This is a genomic window from Nibribacter koreensis (assembly GCF_039541795.1).
Lineage (GTDB): Bacteria > Bacteroidota > Bacteroidia > Cytophagales > Hymenobacteraceae > Nibribacter > Nibribacter koreensis.
The window spans coordinates 203,220-217,905 of sequence record NZ_BAABGX010000002.1 but is presented as its reverse complement, the minus strand read 5'-3'; the positions used below and the strand labels follow the sequence as shown (position 1 = coordinate 217,905).

General features: G+C 50.8%; 16 protein-coding genes. 13 read left to right on the top strand and 3 right to left on the bottom strand.

The genetic code is table 11. From position 1 onward, the window contains the following. Nucleotides 1-4: 4 nt before the first annotated feature. Nucleotides 5-1,066: a DNA polymerase IV gene (dinB, locus tag ABD880_RS08155; protein WP_345164495.1), complete on the bottom strand. Its 1,062-nt coding sequence runs from the start codon at nt 1,064-1,066 to the stop codon at nt 5-7. 228 nt (nt 1,067-1,294) lie between these two features. Between dinB and ABD880_RS08150 the strand changes: the two genes are divergently transcribed. Continuing rightward, nucleotides 1,295-1,849, top strand: coding sequence for a hypothetical protein (locus ABD880_RS08150; protein WP_345164494.1), 555 nt, complete (start codon nt 1,295-1,297; stop codon nt 1,847-1,849). 152 nt (nt 1,850-2,001) lie between these two features. On the opposite strand, the gene ABD880_RS08145 is transcribed toward ABD880_RS08150, so the two are convergent. Then, nucleotides 2,002-2,415 (bottom strand): hypothetical protein, encoded by a 414-nt coding sequence (locus tag ABD880_RS08145; protein ID WP_345164492.1) that lies wholly within the window; start codon nt 2,413-2,415, stop codon nt 2,002-2,004. A gap of 246 nt (nt 2,416-2,661) precedes the next feature. On the opposite strand from ABD880_RS08145, the gene ABD880_RS08140 reads away from it, so the two are divergent. The 12 genes from ABD880_RS08140 to ABD880_RS08085 all read left to right on the top strand — a co-directional run bounded on the left by ABD880_RS08140 (nt 2,662) and on the right by ABD880_RS08085 (nt 13,631). Beyond that, nucleotides 2,662-4,917, top strand: coding sequence for a Tex family protein (locus ABD880_RS08140; protein WP_345164490.1), 2,256 nt, complete (start codon nt 2,662-2,664; stop codon nt 4,915-4,917). Nucleotides 4,918-5,086: 169 nt separating this feature from the next. Continuing rightward, nucleotides 5,087-5,536: a hypothetical protein gene (locus tag ABD880_RS08135; RefSeq protein WP_345164488.1), complete on the top strand. Its 450-nt coding sequence runs from the start codon at nt 5,087-5,089 to the stop codon at nt 5,534-5,536. Between the two features lie 23 nt (nt 5,537-5,559). Then, nucleotides 5,560-5,751 carry a hypothetical protein gene (locus ABD880_RS08130; protein WP_345164487.1) on the top strand — a complete coding sequence of 64 codons (192 nt, stop codon included), beginning with the start codon at nt 5,560-5,562 and terminating at the stop codon, nt 5,749-5,751. Nucleotides 5,752-5,763: 12 nt separating this feature from the next. Then, nucleotides 5,764-6,024, top strand: coding sequence for a hypothetical protein (locus tag ABD880_RS08125; protein WP_345164485.1), 261 nt, complete (start codon nt 5,764-5,766; stop codon nt 6,022-6,024). A gap of 656 nt (nt 6,025-6,680) precedes the next feature. Next, entirely contained in the window at nt 6,681-7,358 is a 678-nt protein-coding gene (locus tag ABD880_RS08120) for a response regulator transcription factor (RefSeq protein ID WP_345164483.1), read from the top strand. After that, on the top strand, nt 7,355-8,620 hold the full coding sequence (locus ABD880_RS08115) for a sensor histidine kinase (protein WP_345164482.1): 1,266 nt from the start codon (nt 7,355-7,357) through the stop codon (nt 8,618-8,620). The genes ABD880_RS08120 and ABD880_RS08115 overlap by 4 nt, the downstream gene beginning before the upstream one ends. A gap of 205 nt (nt 8,621-8,825) precedes the next feature. Continuing rightward, a complete protein-coding gene (locus ABD880_RS08110; protein WP_345164480.1) occupies nt 8,826-9,266 on the top strand; it encodes a PepSY-like domain-containing protein in 441 nt (146 codons plus the stop codon). Nucleotides 9,267-9,401: 135 nt separating this feature from the next. Continuing rightward, nucleotides 9,402-10,295 carry an SdiA-regulated domain-containing protein gene (locus ABD880_RS08105; RefSeq protein WP_345164478.1) on the top strand — a complete coding sequence of 298 codons (894 nt, stop codon included), beginning with the start codon at nt 9,402-9,404 and terminating at the stop codon, nt 10,293-10,295. A 352-nt stretch (nt 10,296-10,647) separates the two neighbouring features. Then, nucleotides 10,648-11,973, top strand: coding sequence for an inositol-3-phosphate synthase (locus ABD880_RS08100; protein ID WP_345164476.1), 1,326 nt, complete (start codon nt 10,648-10,650; stop codon nt 11,971-11,973). Beyond that, nucleotides 11,974-12,432 carry a phosphatidylglycerophosphatase A family protein gene (locus ABD880_RS08095; RefSeq protein WP_345164474.1) on the top strand — a complete coding sequence of 153 codons (459 nt, stop codon included), beginning with the start codon at nt 11,974-11,976 and terminating at the stop codon, nt 12,430-12,432. A 1-nt stretch (nt 12,433) separates the two neighbouring features. Further along, nucleotides 12,434-12,805 carry a GtrA family protein gene (locus ABD880_RS08090; RefSeq protein WP_345164472.1) on the top strand — a complete coding sequence of 124 codons (372 nt, stop codon included), beginning with the start codon at nt 12,434-12,436 and terminating at the stop codon, nt 12,803-12,805. Nucleotides 12,806-12,851: 46 nt separating this feature from the next. Further along, complete coding sequence (locus ABD880_RS08085) at nt 12,852-13,631, top strand: CDP-alcohol phosphatidyltransferase family protein (RefSeq protein ID WP_345164470.1); 780 nt, start codon at nt 12,852-12,854, stop codon at nt 13,629-13,631. On the opposite strand, the gene ABD880_RS08080 is transcribed toward ABD880_RS08085, so the two are convergent. Next, nucleotides 13,618-14,595 (bottom strand): sulfatase-like hydrolase/transferase, encoded by a 978-nt coding sequence (locus tag ABD880_RS08080; protein WP_345164469.1) that lies wholly within the window; start codon nt 14,593-14,595, stop codon nt 13,618-13,620. The genes ABD880_RS08085 and ABD880_RS08080 overlap by 14 nt on opposite strands. Nucleotides 14,596-14,686 lie beyond the last annotated feature (91 nt).

Below are 14,686 nucleotides of genomic sequence, written 5' to 3'. Positions count from 1 at the left end.
ACAATCAAAAAGGAAACGACAGCTGGCCGCTTTGCTGTTGGCCGTAGCTGAGGTTAGACACGGTAATACCCAATAGCCTGATGGGTTTGGCCGGGAATGCAGGGGAGTGCAGCAGTTCGGCAGCGATGTCTAGAATGACGTCTTCGGTGCGGACGTTGGAGAAGAAGGTCTTGCTGCGGGTGTTCAAGGTGAAGTCATGGTACTTGAGCTTGAGCGTGACGGTCTTGCCCGAGGCTTCCAGGCGGTGCAGGTCATAGGCCACTTCTTCCGCAATGCGTCTTAGCTCCGGCAGCATCTCTTCCTCGGTTTCCAGGTCCTGGCCAAAGGTGCGCTCAGAGCCAATGCTCTTTCTAATGCGATTGGGCTCTACCAAACGGTCATCCTGGGCGCGGGCAATCTGGTAAAAGTACGTGCCTGATTTCCCGAAGTGCCGGCGCAAATCTGCTTCCGATCGGGCTTTCAAGTCGGCGCCAGTATGGATGCCCAGCTGTTTCATCTTAGCCGCAGTCACATCCCCAATTCCATAGAACTTCTCAATGGGCAGGGCTTCTACAAAGGCTTGAGCCTCATCTGGCATGATGACCGTGATGCCGTCTGGTTTATTGGTGCCCGATGCCACCTTGGCCAGAAATTTATTAAAGGACACGCCTGCTGAAGCCGTCAGTCTGGTCTCCTGCAAAATCTCCTGCTTTATGCGCAAGGCAATGTACATGGCAGACTTCAGCCCGAACTTATTCTCCGTCACATCCAGATAGGCCTCATCTAGGGAAAGTGGTTCTACCAGATCTGTGTAGCGCAGGAAGACCTCGCGTATCTGTCTGGAGACTTGTTGATAGACCTCAAAGCGAGTGGGCACCATGATGAGCGTTGGACACTTTCGCAGCGCAATAGAACTGGGCATGGCTGAATACACGCCAAACTGCCGCGCCTCATAACTGGCCGCCGCTACTACGCCCCGCGCCTTGGTACCACCCACTGCCACAGGCTTTCCGCGCAGGGCAGGGTTATCGCGCTGCTCTACAGAGGCGAAGAAGGCGTCCATGTCTATATGGATGATTTTGCGCACGCAGGTTTTGGGTTTTGTTACTTAAAAGAAGATTGAAGCAGATGTTTAAAAGTTGGATGCGCTGATTCTGAAAATCCTTCAACGTCAAAATAATTTATACCATATTGGCCCAACCAGACGTTAGGGCTCACGTACTAACTGCGAATCTAAATACTTATTCATCAGCATCTGCGTAAGACTACGTAATCCTGCTAAATTTGCACCACAACATTCTTAATCCCTTTCACTATGAAGATTAAATCTTTACTCTCAATGCTAGTTTGCGGCGTGGCTAGCCAGTTCATGATAGGCTGTAGCTCTGGTCAATACTTTGATCATACCGTAGCCTCTAAGCCTGCCTATACTAAATCAGCTTCTTCAGAAAAAGTAATCACAGTAGCGCAAGTAGAAGCACCTGTTACAAGCGCTCCCGTGTCAACACCAGCTCCGCTTCCTTTAGAGGCAAGCGTAGCCAAGCCAGTGGCTTCAAGAACTGTGACCAGAACGGCTCCATTGACTACGTCTGCAGTAGCTACTGCAACAGCAACCGCCCCTGTTGACATGAACAAAACCGTAGAGGCGGCCTCGGCTAACAAGAAGTTCATGAAAGTGGCTTCTAAGATCAAGCGCGATGCCAAAAGCGGCAAGAAAGCCAACGCTGTCAACGGCTACATCAAAATTGGTCTGATTTTGATTCTGGCCGGTGTCTTGATTGGTATTCTTCCGCACCTTGGTCTGTTAGGCTCCATTGTCGCCATTGTGGGGGTAGTGTTCCTGGTGCTTGGTTTACTAGAGATGATATAACACAATCCCTTGATAAAACAGAAAAGCCCCGCTCTTGAGCGGGGCTTTTCTGTTTTTAGGCTATTTCTGGCAAAAGAGGCCAAAAACGAATTAAGTATCAATAAATATAAACCCCAAGGTCTTGAGTCTTATATCTTAATCCTTGTGTCTAACTAGTTGCTATAGTCGTAGGCGCTGTTCTTCATGCCAGGCGCACCGCCGGGGGCGGCACCGGCTTCGGTAGAGATGCCCATTTTCTTTTCGCGCTGCTGCTGGTATTTCAAGAACTGCGGCTGCGTCATCTGCTCTTTTAGGGCCATCAGGCGGGTACTGCTGATCTGGTCCATCATGGTCTTCAACTTTCTAGGGTCGCCTTTCAAGTCTTTCTTGGCTTGCTCCATCTGCTGAATGGCACGCAGATTGATTTCTTCAATCTTCACCACTTGGGCACCGGTCAATCCCAAATGCTGACGCATAGAGCTGGTCATGGCCTTGGCGCGGGCTTCTGGGGTAGTAGGGGTTGCAGTTTGTGCCGAGGCAGTATAAGAAGCTACCACTAAGGCGGCCAGTAAAAACAGTTTCTTCATAAGGTAAAGTCGTTTAAAAAGTCTCAAACACAAGCGGTTATGTATCAAGGCAAAGCCGAAGGCCTGCTAAATAGTTCCGGTCTTAGACAAGCCAAAGTTACAAAAACCAAGCCACTTTTAAGCGTCAGACTACCTCATTTGTGACCCGTTTAGGCTGTGGTTTGTCCTTATTAAGCCTTATCTTTGAAGTCTGTGAAGCACGCAAAATGCCTGCTTTATTGAGTTTTTGAATCATTTGTATTCCCCATGTCAGAAATCCATTTCAAGAAGATTGCGGCTGAGCTGCAAGTGAGTGAGCGCCAGGTAGAAGCCACGGTTCAGCTGTTGGATGAGGGTGCCACGGTTCCCTTCGTGGCCCGTTACCGCAAGGAGGTGACCGGTAGTTTGGACGAAGTGGCCATTGCCTCCATCCGGGACCGCATAGAGCAGTTAAGAGAACTGGACAAGCGCCGCGAAAGCATCCTCAAGTCCTTAAGAGACCAGGAGAAACTCACCCCAGAACTAGAAGCCCAGGTCCTGGCCGCCGACACCATGGCCGTGCTGGAAGATATTTACCTGCCGTACAAACCCAAGCGCCGCACCCGCGCCACCATTGCCCGTGAGAAAGGCCTGGAGCCGCTGGCCCTTACCTTGTTTGAGCAAGCCAACGTGGACGTAACCGCAGAGGCCGCCGGTTTTGTAAGCGAAGAGAAAGAAGTAAAATCTACGGAGGAAGCCTTGGCCGGTGCTCGTGACATCATTGCAGAATGGGTGAACGAGAATCCAGAGGCCCGCGCCAACATCAGAACTTTATTTGAGAAGAAGGGTGTGTTCAAAGCACGCGTAGTACCAGGCAAGGAAGAAGAAGGCCAGAAATTCAAAGACTACTTTGAGTGGGACGAACCCATTGAGAAAGCCCCCAGCCACCGCATCCTGGCCATGCGCCGCGGCGAGAAGGAAATGGTCCTCATGCTGGACGCCCAACCCGAGGAAGAAGCGGCCATCAACATTCTGGAAGACCAGTTTGTGAAAGGCCACAACGCCGCCGCTGAGCAGGTGAAACTAGCCATAAGAGAAAGCTACAAGCGCATGCTACGCCTGAGCATGGAAACCGAAGTGCGCATGTCTTCTAAGAAACGCGCCGATGAAGAAGCCATCCGGGTATTCGCAGATAACTTGCGTCCCATGCTTTTGTCTGCGCCTTTGGGCCAGAAACGCGTTTTGGCCATTGACCCCGGTTTTAGAACCGGTTGTAAAGTGGTAGCCCTGGATGAGCAAGGCAAGCTGTTGCATTATGAGGCCATCTTCCCGCACAACGGCGCCGGACAAGCCACCACGGCCGGCCATCAGGTCATGGCCATGTGCGCCAAGTACCAGATTGAAGCCATTGCCATAGGTAACGGAACCGCCAGCCGCGAGACCGAGACCTTCGTGCAGAAACTGGGCTTGCCCAAAGAAATTGCCGTGGTGATGGTAAACGAAAGCGGTGCCTCCATCTACTCGGCTTCTGACGTAGCCCGTGAAGAATTCCCAGAGCAGGACATCACCGTGCGTGGCGCGGTTTCCATCGGTCGCCGCCTCATGGACCCTTTGGCTGAATTGGTAAAACTAGACCCGAAGTCTATTGGCGTAGGCCAGTACCAGCATGACGTGGACCAGAACGCTTTAAAGCATAGCCTGGATGACGTAGTGATGAGTTGCGTGAATGCTGTGGGCGTGGAAGTGAACACCGCCAGCAAGCAACTCTTGACGTACGTGTCTGGCTTGGGACCGCAGTTGGCCCAGAACATAGTGGACTACCGCAACCAGAACGGGCCGTTCAAGACCCGCAACGAACTCCGCAAAGTAGCCCGCTTGGGAGACAAAGCCTTTGAGCAAGCCGCTGGTTTCTTGCGCATACGGGGTGGAAAACATCCACTAGACGGCAGCGCCGTGCACCCAGAGCGTTACGCCTTGGTAGAGCAAATGGCCAAGGACCTGGGCGCTACCGTGGAGGATTTGTTGAAGAACGCCGAACTCCGCAAACAGATTGACTTGAAGAAATACGTCTCAGACACGGTAGGTTTGCCAACCTTACAAGACATTTTAAGCGAGCTATCCAAACCGGGCCGTGACCCGCGTGAGAGCTATGAGGCGTTCAGCTTCACAGAAGGCGTGAACGAGATGAAAGACCTGCGCCAGGGCATGAAACTACCAGGCATTATCACCAATATCACCGCGTTTGGCGCATTCGTGGACATTGGGGTGCACCAGGACGGACTGGTACACGTGAGCCACCTGTCAGACCGCTTCGTGAGCAACCCGCATGAAGTAGTAAAAGTTGGCCAGCGCGTGGACGTGACGGTGCTGGAGGTAGAGGTGAGCCGCAAGCGCATTGCCCTCTCCATGAAAGCAGATCCGCAGGCCGCCCGCCCAGCCAGTGGTGGAGCCGGAAAACCTAGAGCCGCCGCCCGTAAAGAGGAACCGGCAGAAGAGGAAGATATGGCCACCAAATTGAGCAAACTCAAGAACATGTTCAGATAAAAACAGAAAGCCCCGCCCTTAAAGCGGGGCTTTCTTGTGCATATAGCCTAAGATTGTTATACTTGTAAGTAGAGTTCAATTAGTTTATTGTTTCCTTACAAAACTATAAACCTGCAAATAGGTAATAGGGGGTGAGGAAGTCCGTTTCGCCTGTTCTGGTAGAAACTGAATGACGCTTGAAGTCCAAATGGAAGAACCACTAGCTACATACGCCATAGATACCAATGACGCCCGAAGAAGCCTGACGCTTCATTGGCGTGGCTTTGTGTCTAGTGACGTGTACCAAGAAGGCATGCTAGAGGCGCTTAAAACCTCTAGGCAAGCCGGTCTTCTCTTCTGGATTCTGGACACCAAAGACATGAAGGTCATCCGGCAGGCAGATCAGGAATGGACGGTGGCTACTTGGTTTCCGCAGTTTCAACTATTGGGCGTACAGAAGTTTGCCATTGTGGTCTCAGATGACATTTTCAACCAGATGGCTATCAGTAGCATGATTGCCAAAATACGTCCTCAAATACAAGCAGAGGTGGAATACTTCCAGACCATGACCGAGGCCGTGAACTGGGTGCAGGAAATGAAAGGCTTGAGCTCTACTTCTGGCCTGTTTTCAGGAAAATAGGCCAAAAACGAACAGACAATTCCATGAACATCCGCAAGAAAGTTAAAGCGATTCTCCCTCTGGAAGGCGGCCGTTTTGTGGCCTTAGGCGTTTTTGTGAAGGCCGCCGAAGACGCGCGTTGGTCAGAGCCAGAAATACAGACCGTGATAGATGAAGTGGTAGAGGCCGATGAGACCGAGGCGCTTGCCATTCTGCAATCCTACATCGAGCAGTAAACTGCCCTGTCTATGCCCCTGAATCCTAAGCTGGAAGCCAAACTCAACAAAGTACTGGAGCCCAACGCCACCGTGCAGGACAGTTTTTCAGGCAAGGATTTGACCATCATCACCGACAGTAACGGCCACGCCAAAACGCTCTTCATAGGCAAGCGCAACCCAGACGGTAGCATCCAAGGCGAGCGCTACGTACGGCGGTTGATTTTAGAAGCAGATGGTCTCACCGTCAAAAGCAGTCACTGGGAAGCCAAAGGCAAAGTCTCCCGTAACTGAGTGAGTGAGTGAGTGAGTGAGTGAGTGAGTGAGTGAGTGAGTGAGTGAGTGAGTGAGTGAGTGAGTGAGTGAGTGCCGTTTTTAGCTTGTTTTCTGGAAAGTAGGTCAAAAACGAAATACGACTTGTTTCTTTCATTGTCATCCTGAAAGGACCTTGTGGGTAAGCTAAATAGACGTTTGATTAAGTGCTATTATACCTAAACAAGGTTTCCCAATGCATAGGCCAAGCATCGCCTTTTCTCCTGCGCATTGCCTCCTTTCTCCCTTATTAGAGTTAGCACCAACAAGCAAGACTGCCTCTCTTTTCATTATAACAGTCTTTTGCGAATAAGTTAACACTACCGGCAATCGGCTAGTTGATTAGTAATGCCAACAACGGGGAACTACGTTGCTAAACACTCGATTGAATAATCTTCAAAAGGAGAGCAATTGCGCTCAGTAAAACGCCTAGCTGGCTTGCCCACAAGGTCCTTTCAGGATGACAGAAGATGAGAAACTAGCATGTTCAATAACTGTTTTTGGCCTGTTTTCTAGAAAATAGGCCAAAAACGAAAACACTTAACCATTCTGTTTTCATAAGTTTCCTCACCACTCACTTCAAAATTCCCAACTCTTTCCAGGTTCTGGCACGTACTTGCACAGAAACCTGTGCGCCTATGAAAATCCTGGTCATTGAAGACGAGCCAGACATGCTGGAAAATATGGTGCGTTCCCTGGAGCAGGAGCGCTACGTGGTAGAGACGGCCCAAACCTATGACCAGGCGCTGGAGAAGATGGGTGTTTACACCTATGACTGCATCCTACTGGACATCATGCTCCCCGGCGGAAGCGGCCTGGACCTGCTGGAAGAACTCAAGAAACAGCAGAAGACAGACAGCGTCATCATTGTCTCGGCCAAGAACTCCATTGAAGACAAAGTCCATGGCCTGGAACTAGGCGCCGATGATTATCTGCCCAAGCCGTTCCACCTGGCAGAACTGCACGCCCGGGTAAAGTCCGTGCTAAGAAGGAGGAAGTTTGAAGGCCAGAACCAGCAACAACTAGAGAACCTGCAAATAGACCTGGACAAGCATCAGGTCTGGGTAGACGGGCAGGAACTGGTGCTCAACAGAAAGGAGTATGACATCCTGCTGTACCTGGTCACCAACAAAGACCGGTTGGTCAGCAAAACCGCCTTAGCCGAGCACGTCTGGGGAGACAGCATTGACCAGGCAGACAACTATGAATTCATCTACTCCCAAATCAAGAACCTGCGCAAAAAACTGAAAGACGCCCACGCTCAGGTAGAAGTGCAGGCCATTTACGGCATCGGGTATAAACTAGTCACGTCATGAAACTACTCAACCACGTCACCGCGTATTTCGCCGCTATTCTGCTAGTGGTCTTAACGGCGTGGGCGGGTATTTTCTATTACAACATGCTGGACGAAATCTATGACAGCATAGATGACGGCCTGGAAAACCAGAAAATATTGGTATTGCAAAAAGCGCGGCAGGACAGCACCGTGTTACAACAAAAAGACTTTGAGGAAGGCTATTATAAGATTAGACCAGTCACGGCGGCCTGGGCCAAACAGCATAAAGACCTTTACCAGGACACCCTCATGTACATGCAGAATGAGAAGGACTTTGAACCGGTCAGGCTCCTGACCACGGTCTTCCAGCAAGGCGGGCAGTATTATGAGATGCGGCTCATCACGTCCATGGTTGAAGAGGATGACCTCATTGAAGACTTGCTATATTCTCTGCTGTGGCTGTATCTGGGTTTGCTGGCTACTTTGCTTTTGCTCAACAACATCCTGCTCAAGCATATCTGGAAACCCTTTTACACCTTGGTAAACCGCCTGAGAAAGTTTAAGCTGGACAGTGCTCAGCCCTTTAGCTCGCCTATATCCAAGATTGAGGAATTTCAACTGCTGGGGCAGACTGTAGAAAAGCTTTTGCAGAAGAATGTGGCCGTGTATCAAAGTCAGAGAAGCTTTATTGAGAACGCCTCGCATGAGTTGCAGACGCCCTTGGCCATCTCTTTGAACAAACTGGAACTGCTTGCTGAGAGTCCCAACCTGCAAGAGAAGGAGCTGGAGCAGATTGGCGGCGTTCTCCAGAACTTGGAGCGTCTCACCCGCCTGAACAAGTCTTTGCTTTTGCTCTCTAAGATTGAAAATCGTCAGTTTGCCGAAGAAGAGACAGTGAACCTGCAGGAAGTGGTCCAGAACGTCTTGCTAGATTTTGAGGACTTTTTTGCCTTCCATCACCTTACGCTTACCCAAGAAACAGATACGCCCTGCCTGGTGAACATGAATCCAGACTTGGCCAATATGCTGGTCATGAACCTAGTCAAAAACGCCATTGTACACAATGCGCCAAGAGGTTTTGTGCGGGTGCATCTATCCTCAAACGCCTTAGTCATTGAGAACTCAGGCCAAAACACGCCTCTAGCGGAAGACCAGTTGTTTCAGAGGTTCTACAAAGGGACTGCCTCCACTACTTCTACGGGTTTGGGCTTGGCCATTGTGAAGGCCATCTGTGATCTGTACAGTTTCCATGTGAGTTACCAATTCCAGGAAAAGCATAGGCTGCAAGTCCAATTCAAGTAAAGGGTACGGCTCCGTTTTTGGGCTAATTTCTAGGAATTAGCCCAAAAACGGCCAGGAGTCTGTCCCTTCCTACTCTCAAGCGCATATCCCTTAGTCAGAAAAAAAATTATATGTTTTTTCTCAATTTGGCTGGTTATTCCCAATTGTTTCCTGTTTTGCGGTAGACCTTTGGGTCATTATCATGTTTCATTAAACAGAAATGACTATGAAAGCTCTTTGGATATCTATGCTGGCGGCCGGTACCTTGTTAACAGGCTGTAGCCAGAAAATAAGCATGGGCAACATGCCTTCGGTGGTACAGAACGGCCTCAAAAGCCAGTTCCCTAACGCTGTCAACCTGGAGTGGGAAAAGAACGGTGATTTATTTGAGGCCGAGTTTGACGTGAACCAACAGGAGTATGCGGCGCTGGTAGATGCTACGGGGAAGGTAGTGGCCGTAAAACAAGAGATTGACGCCACCCAGCTGCCAGCCCCCATCCAGCAGCAAATCCAGACCAGCCATCAGGACTATGCCTTGGATGACGCTGAGAAAGTAGAGCGCAACGGACAGGTGTTTTACCAGGTGGAGTTGCAGAAGACCATGAGCGAGCTAAAGCAAGTCTATACCGCAGAAGGAGCGTCCAGCCCAGAGGCCTTCTGGGACTAATAAAGAAATAGAGGCTTCCGTTTTTGGCCTGTTTTACCAGAAACAAGCCGAAAACGGAAGATGTATAAAGAAACGAAGAGGGGAGAAGTTTAGGTGAAGAAGCTTCTCCCGGCTAAACCATAAAACCAGGAAGCTATGAAAACTATAAAAGGAATGTTGTTTGGAGTGGTGCTGAGCACGGCCTTGTTTGGCTGTGACGTGTTGCAGGCAGACGCCAAAGGCAACGACAATGGTAAGAAGGGTAAAAAAGGTGCCGTAGAAGCGGCTTCGTCGGCCGTGGGCATTGCCCAGAAATGGGAGGTGCCCGACATTCTGCGCGAGGTTTCTGGGATTGTCTACCTGGGCAATAACCAGTTTGCCTGTGTGCAGGATGAGGCCGGCGTAATCTTCTTGTACAACACCCAGACTGGTACCATTGACCGTCAGATTACTTTTGCCGCGGCGGGTGACTATGAAGGCATAGCCCTGGTTGGCAACAACGCCTACGTGGTGCGCAGTGACGGCCAGCTTTTTGAGGTGACCAACATTCACACCTCGCAAAACCAAGTCACGGAATACCCAAGCGTACTCACCGCAGCGCACAACGTGGAGGGTTTGGGCTATGACCAGAAAAACAACCGCCTGCTGTTAGCCATCAAAGGACAGGAAACCAACAGCGCTACCTACAAAGGCGTGTATGCCTTTGACCTGGGTACCAAGAAATTGTCTAAGGAGCCCGTGTTTAAGCTAGACTTGAAAGACCCGCTGTTGTTCCAGAAAAAGCAGAAGAGCCTGAGCAAGGTGTGGCAGCCCTCAGAGATTGCCATCCATCCGGTAACCGGCGACATCTACCTTACCGAGGCCTCCAACCCGCAGCTGTTTATCCTGCACCAGGACGGTAAAATCAAGAACCGGTTCGCCTTGAGCAAGTCTGAGTTTTACAAGCCAGAAGGGATTGCCTTCAGCCCGTCGGGGGATTTATATATCTCTAATGAGGGCAAGGACGAAGCTGGTAACATTTTAAAAGTGACGTTGAAAGACGTTCAATAAGAGTAAGACTAGACCCTAGTTTTAAGCGGGGAGCGTTTTTGGCTTAGTTTCTCAGAAACAGGCTAAAAACGCTCCCTTTTTGTGTTTGCTTGTTTAGGCCAAACGCCATTCTTGCCTGTTTCTAAAAGCAGACTGAGGTGCCAACAGATGGATATACCTGTAATTACAGCATCGTTACCAGAAATAGTAGGTATTTATTTAGGCCATCGGCTTTATTTATTAAATAAATACTATATTTTTAAGGAGTCTTGCAAAGCGTCAAGCTATTAAGCGCTGGTGCGAGACAGGAGCAAATCCTGTCCTTGGGAAGGCAAGAGAATCTGGTTTTACTTTTATAAGCAGATAGAATCTTATGGAATATGAAGTGAAAAAAGCCGAAGGCAAGCTGGGCATCCTCATCCCGGGCTTGGGCGCCGTGGCCACCACCTTGATTGCCGGGGTAGAGGCCGTAAAGAAAGGCATCTCGCAACCCATCGGGTCGCTTACGCAGATGGGCAGAATACGCCTGGGCAAACGCACCGAGGGCCGTCACCCCCTCATCAAGGACTTTGTGCCCTTGGCCAATCTGGAGGACATCGTGTTTGGCGGCTGGGACGTGTACGCAGACAATGTGTTTGAAGCCGCGGTCAACGCCAAGGTGTTGGAGCCCATGTTGCTACATGCCGTAAAACCGGAGTTGGAGGCGCTCAAGCCCATGAAGGCGGTCTTTGACAAGTCTTACGCCAAAAACCTGGACGGCACCCACGTAAAGGAGGGCGCCAATAAAATGGAGCTGGCAGAAGCTTTGATGGAAGACATCCGTAACTTTAAAGAAGATAATGACTGTGACCGCCTGGTGATGGTTTGGTGCGGCTCTACTGAGAAATACATTGAGCAATCTGCGTCCCATGAGACTATTGAGGCCTTTGAAGAAGGATTGTTGAACAATGATCCCAACATTGCGCCCAGCATGATCTATGCCTACGCGGCCATCAGAATGGGCGTGCCCTTCGCCAATGGCGCTCCTAACCTCTCTTGTGACATCCCGGCTTTGGTAGACTATTCCAAAGAGCAGGAGGTACCCATCTCAGGGAAGGACTTTAAAACCGGTCAGACCTTGATGAAAACCATTCTGGCCCCGGGTTTACACGCCCGGGCGTTGGGCGTGCGAGGCTGGTTCTCTTCTAACATTCTGGGCAACCGTGATGGCTATGTGCTGGATGACCCAGACAACTTCAAGACCAAGGAAGTCTCTAAGTTGAGCGTGCTGGATGAGATCTTCCGGCCCGAGTCCAACCCAGAACTATATGGGGACATGTACCACAAGGTGCGCATCAACTACTATCCGCCGCACGGCGACAACAAAGAAAGCTGGGACAACATTGACATCTTCGGGTGGTTGGGCTACCAGATGCAGATTAAGATCAACTTCCTGTGCCGTGACTCCATTTTGGCCGCGCCTCTGGTATTAGACCTGGCCTTGTTCTCTGATCTGGCCCAACGCGGTAACATGAGCGGCATTCAGGAGTGGTTGTCATTCTACTACAAATCACCGCAGACCGCCGAGGGTCTGGCTCCTGAGCATGACATCTTCAAGCAGCTCATGAAATTGCAGAACACCCTGCGCCATATGATGGGCGAAGACCTGATCACGCACCTGGGGCTGGATTATTACCAGGACCTGGTTGAGTCTCTGTAAATGATAAAAGCGCACTACCTCATTTCTTCTACGCTGGGCATAGGCTATCTGGGCAAAGGCGGCGGTACGGTGGCAGCCGTGGCCACGTGCCTGGTCTGGTACGCGGTGCAAGCCAAGGGCAATGAGGTAGTGCTTTTTCAAATATTGGCTAGTCTGTTCGTAACGCTTCTAGGTATTTGGTCAGCCAATCAAGTGGAGCCTTTCTGGGGCAAGGATGACAAGAAAGTGGTCATTGACGAGGTGGCCGGCATGTGCATCAGTCTCATTGCCGTGCCTCTGACCTGGCCGTATATGCTGGCGTCTTTGGTGCTGTTTCGGTTTTTTGACATTGCCAAGCCGTTCTTCATCAGAAAGGCAGAGCGCGTGAAGGGTGGCCTGGGCGTCATGCTGGATGATGTGCTGGCCGGCATCTGTGCTAATCTAGTGGTGCAGGCGGTGCTTTACTTTAACCTGTTTTAGCATGGTTACCTTTCTCAAAGCGCAGACCTCCTCCATGGTAGCCACCGGACTAGACTTTTTGGTGACCATTGTGGCCGTGGAGATGATGGGCATGTGGTATGTGCTGGGCACTATGCTAGGTACCATTTCTGGCGGGCTCTTTAACTTCTCCGTGAACAGAAGATTCGTGTTTCAGCCGGAAGGCAAAAGTGCCAGGGCGCAAGCGGTTAAATACCTATTGGTTTGGCTGGGGAGCATGCTGTTGAACGCCGCCGGGGTTTATTTACTGACGCACTACACGGGTCTGGTGTATGTCTTTTCTAAAGTGGTTACGGCCATTTTTGTGGGCGTGGGGTACAATTACCAATTGCATAAAAAATTCGTTTTTAGATAGAGTACTGCGCATCTTTTATCACTGTTTCACCAAGAACCTAAGACGTATGAGCACTGAGGAAAAAGCCTGGAAACGATTTTTACAGCAGGGCATCTACTACATTGTCAATCCCTTTGTGCGCTTATTGATCAAGCTGGGGTTCACGCCCAATGCCGTGACCATGACGGGCTTCATTATGAACATTGGCGTGGCCGTGCTCTTCATCATTGCGGCAGAGGATGAGAACCGCGCCAACTACGCGTATGTGGGCTGGGCTGGCTTTCTGATCATGATGGCGGGCTTGTTTGACATGCTTGACGGGCAGGTAGCGCGCATGGGCAACATGGGTTCTACCTTTGGGGCACTGTTTGACTCTGTCTTGGACCGCTACTCAGAACTGGTCATGTTTCTGGGTATCTGCTATTACCTCATCGCCCATGACTACTTCTTAAGTTCCCTGTTTGCGTTTGTGGCCTTAATTGGCTCCATGATGGTGAGCTACACCCGCGCCCGCGCCGAAGGCCTGGGCATTGAGTGCAAAGGCGGCTTCTTCCAGCGGCCAGAACGCGTAGTCTTGATTGCCCTGGCCGGTATGTTCTGCGGCTTGACGGCCTTTCTCTTCGGAGATTTTAAATTGTATATACCGGGCGTGCCGTTCTCCGTGTTTGAGACCATGTCCGTGTTCACGTTTCCATTGGCCATTTTGGCGGTGTTTACCAACGTGACGGCATTCTCCAGATTAATGGGCGCCAAGAAGTCTCTGGAAGAAAAAGAAGCCGCCGAGCTGCGTCAGCAAACCGTCCGTTCCTATGAGCCCATCAAGGAGAATACGGTTACTCCGGTCTAGCGGGCTCTCGCAGCAATTCTAGCATGGGCTCTCCGTCCCGTCTGGGAATGGGGAAGTTGAGGAGTTCGGCAATGGTGGCGGCTACGTCTACCTGAGACCGGGCTTGAGTGGGAATGAAGCCTCGTTTCACGTCTGGCCCCAGCATCAACAGGCTAATGTGCTTACAGCCTTCGCACAAATCTCCGTGCTCGTTAAACCTGTTGCCGATATGCCGGCCGTGGTCATTAGTGATGATGAGCGTGGTGGTGTTCTTGTAGAATGGGTCTTGCTGAATCCAATTCCAAAGCTCATAGGCATAGCTGTCGCTCTGCTTGATGGCGTTCAGGTAGCCTTGCCATTGCTCACCGTGGGCCTGGCTGTCGGGGTCTTTTAAGTTGATGAGCAAAAGTTTGGGTTGGTGCCGGGTCATAATCTCCTTGGCCCTGCGCACGGTCACCGCATCTTCTCTGTAGCCCGTTCCCTGGCCATTATTGCCACAGTCTGTAGACGGCGCAAACTGCGCGGCAGGTTCCTGTGAATTGGTCTTGGCCAGAATCTCCAGCTTGTCTTTGCTGGCAACAATCCAGGCCTGCGTGGCGGGTGCCTTGGTGTGCTGCAGGTAATAATGGAAGACAGAGGGGTGGTCCGGAATCTCTGAACCGTTGTTGCTCAGGTTTTGGTAGTTGCCCGTAGTAAGTGCCACGTGCCCGGGGTTGGTGAGTGTCTTGCCTTGGTTGTAGAACTTAGCATGGAAGATGCCCTGCGGAGCCATCTGGTTAGCCATGTTGGGAATCAAGGCATAAGAAGAATCTCCCCACGTATCTGAAAACCGAACGCCGTCAATCACCAGTAACACCACCTGCTGGGTTTGGTACTGCCGGGTAGGGGTTTGCAGGACCAAGGCCTTGTTCTGCTGGCAGGACGGCATAAGGCACAGCAGAAACCCTAAAACCACCAGCGACCATACTTCCTGAAGAATCCTCATATCATCTTACAAAATGCCTTTTTTGACGCAGGCTGATTGACTACCGTTAAACCTGAAGCAAGTTGGTGACAGTCGTTTTTGGCCTGTTTTC

Coding starts and splice junctions, on each gene's coding strand:
- ABD880_RS08140 (WP_345164490.1), top strand. CDS start 2,662: ATGTCAGAAATCCATTTCAAGAAGATTGCGGCTGAGCTGCAAGTGAGT.
- ABD880_RS08110 (WP_345164480.1), top strand. CDS start 8,826: ATGAAAGCTCTTTGGATATCTATGCTGGCGGCCGGTACCTTGTTAACA.
- ABD880_RS08120 (WP_345164483.1), top strand. CDS start 6,681: ATGAAAATCCTGGTCATTGAAGACGAGCCAGACATGCTGGAAAATATG.
- ABD880_RS08125 (WP_345164485.1), top strand. CDS start 5,764: ATGCCCCTGAATCCTAAGCTGGAAGCCAAACTCAACAAAGTACTGGAG.
- ABD880_RS08085 (WP_345164470.1), top strand. CDS start 12,852: ATGAGCACTGAGGAAAAAGCCTGGAAACGATTTTTACAGCAGGGCATC.
- ABD880_RS08090 (WP_345164472.1), top strand. CDS start 12,434: ATGGTTACCTTTCTCAAAGCGCAGACCTCCTCCATGGTAGCCACCGGA.
- ABD880_RS08115 (WP_345164482.1), top strand. CDS start 7,355: ATGAAACTACTCAACCACGTCACCGCGTATTTCGCCGCTATTCTGCTA.
- ABD880_RS08130 (WP_345164487.1), top strand. CDS start 5,560: ATGAACATCCGCAAGAAAGTTAAAGCGATTCTCCCTCTGGAAGGCGGC.
- ABD880_RS08095 (WP_345164474.1), top strand. CDS start 11,974: ATGATAAAAGCGCACTACCTCATTTCTTCTACGCTGGGCATAGGCTAT.
- ABD880_RS08080 (WP_345164469.1), bottom strand. CDS start 14,595: ATGAGGATTCTTCAGGAAGTATGGTCGCTGGTGGTTTTAGGGTTTCTG.
- ABD880_RS08105 (WP_345164478.1), top strand. CDS start 9,402: ATGAAAACTATAAAAGGAATGTTGTTTGGAGTGGTGCTGAGCACGGCC.
- ABD880_RS08145 (WP_345164492.1), bottom strand. CDS start 2,415: ATGAAGAAACTGTTTTTACTGGCCGCCTTAGTGGTAGCTTCTTATACT.
- ABD880_RS08135 (WP_345164488.1), top strand. CDS start 5,087: ATGACGCTTGAAGTCCAAATGGAAGAACCACTAGCTACATACGCCATA.
- ABD880_RS08100 (WP_345164476.1), top strand. CDS start 10,648: ATGGAATATGAAGTGAAAAAAGCCGAAGGCAAGCTGGGCATCCTCATC.
- ABD880_RS08150 (WP_345164494.1), top strand. CDS start 1,295: ATGAAGATTAAATCTTTACTCTCAATGCTAGTTTGCGGCGTGGCTAGC.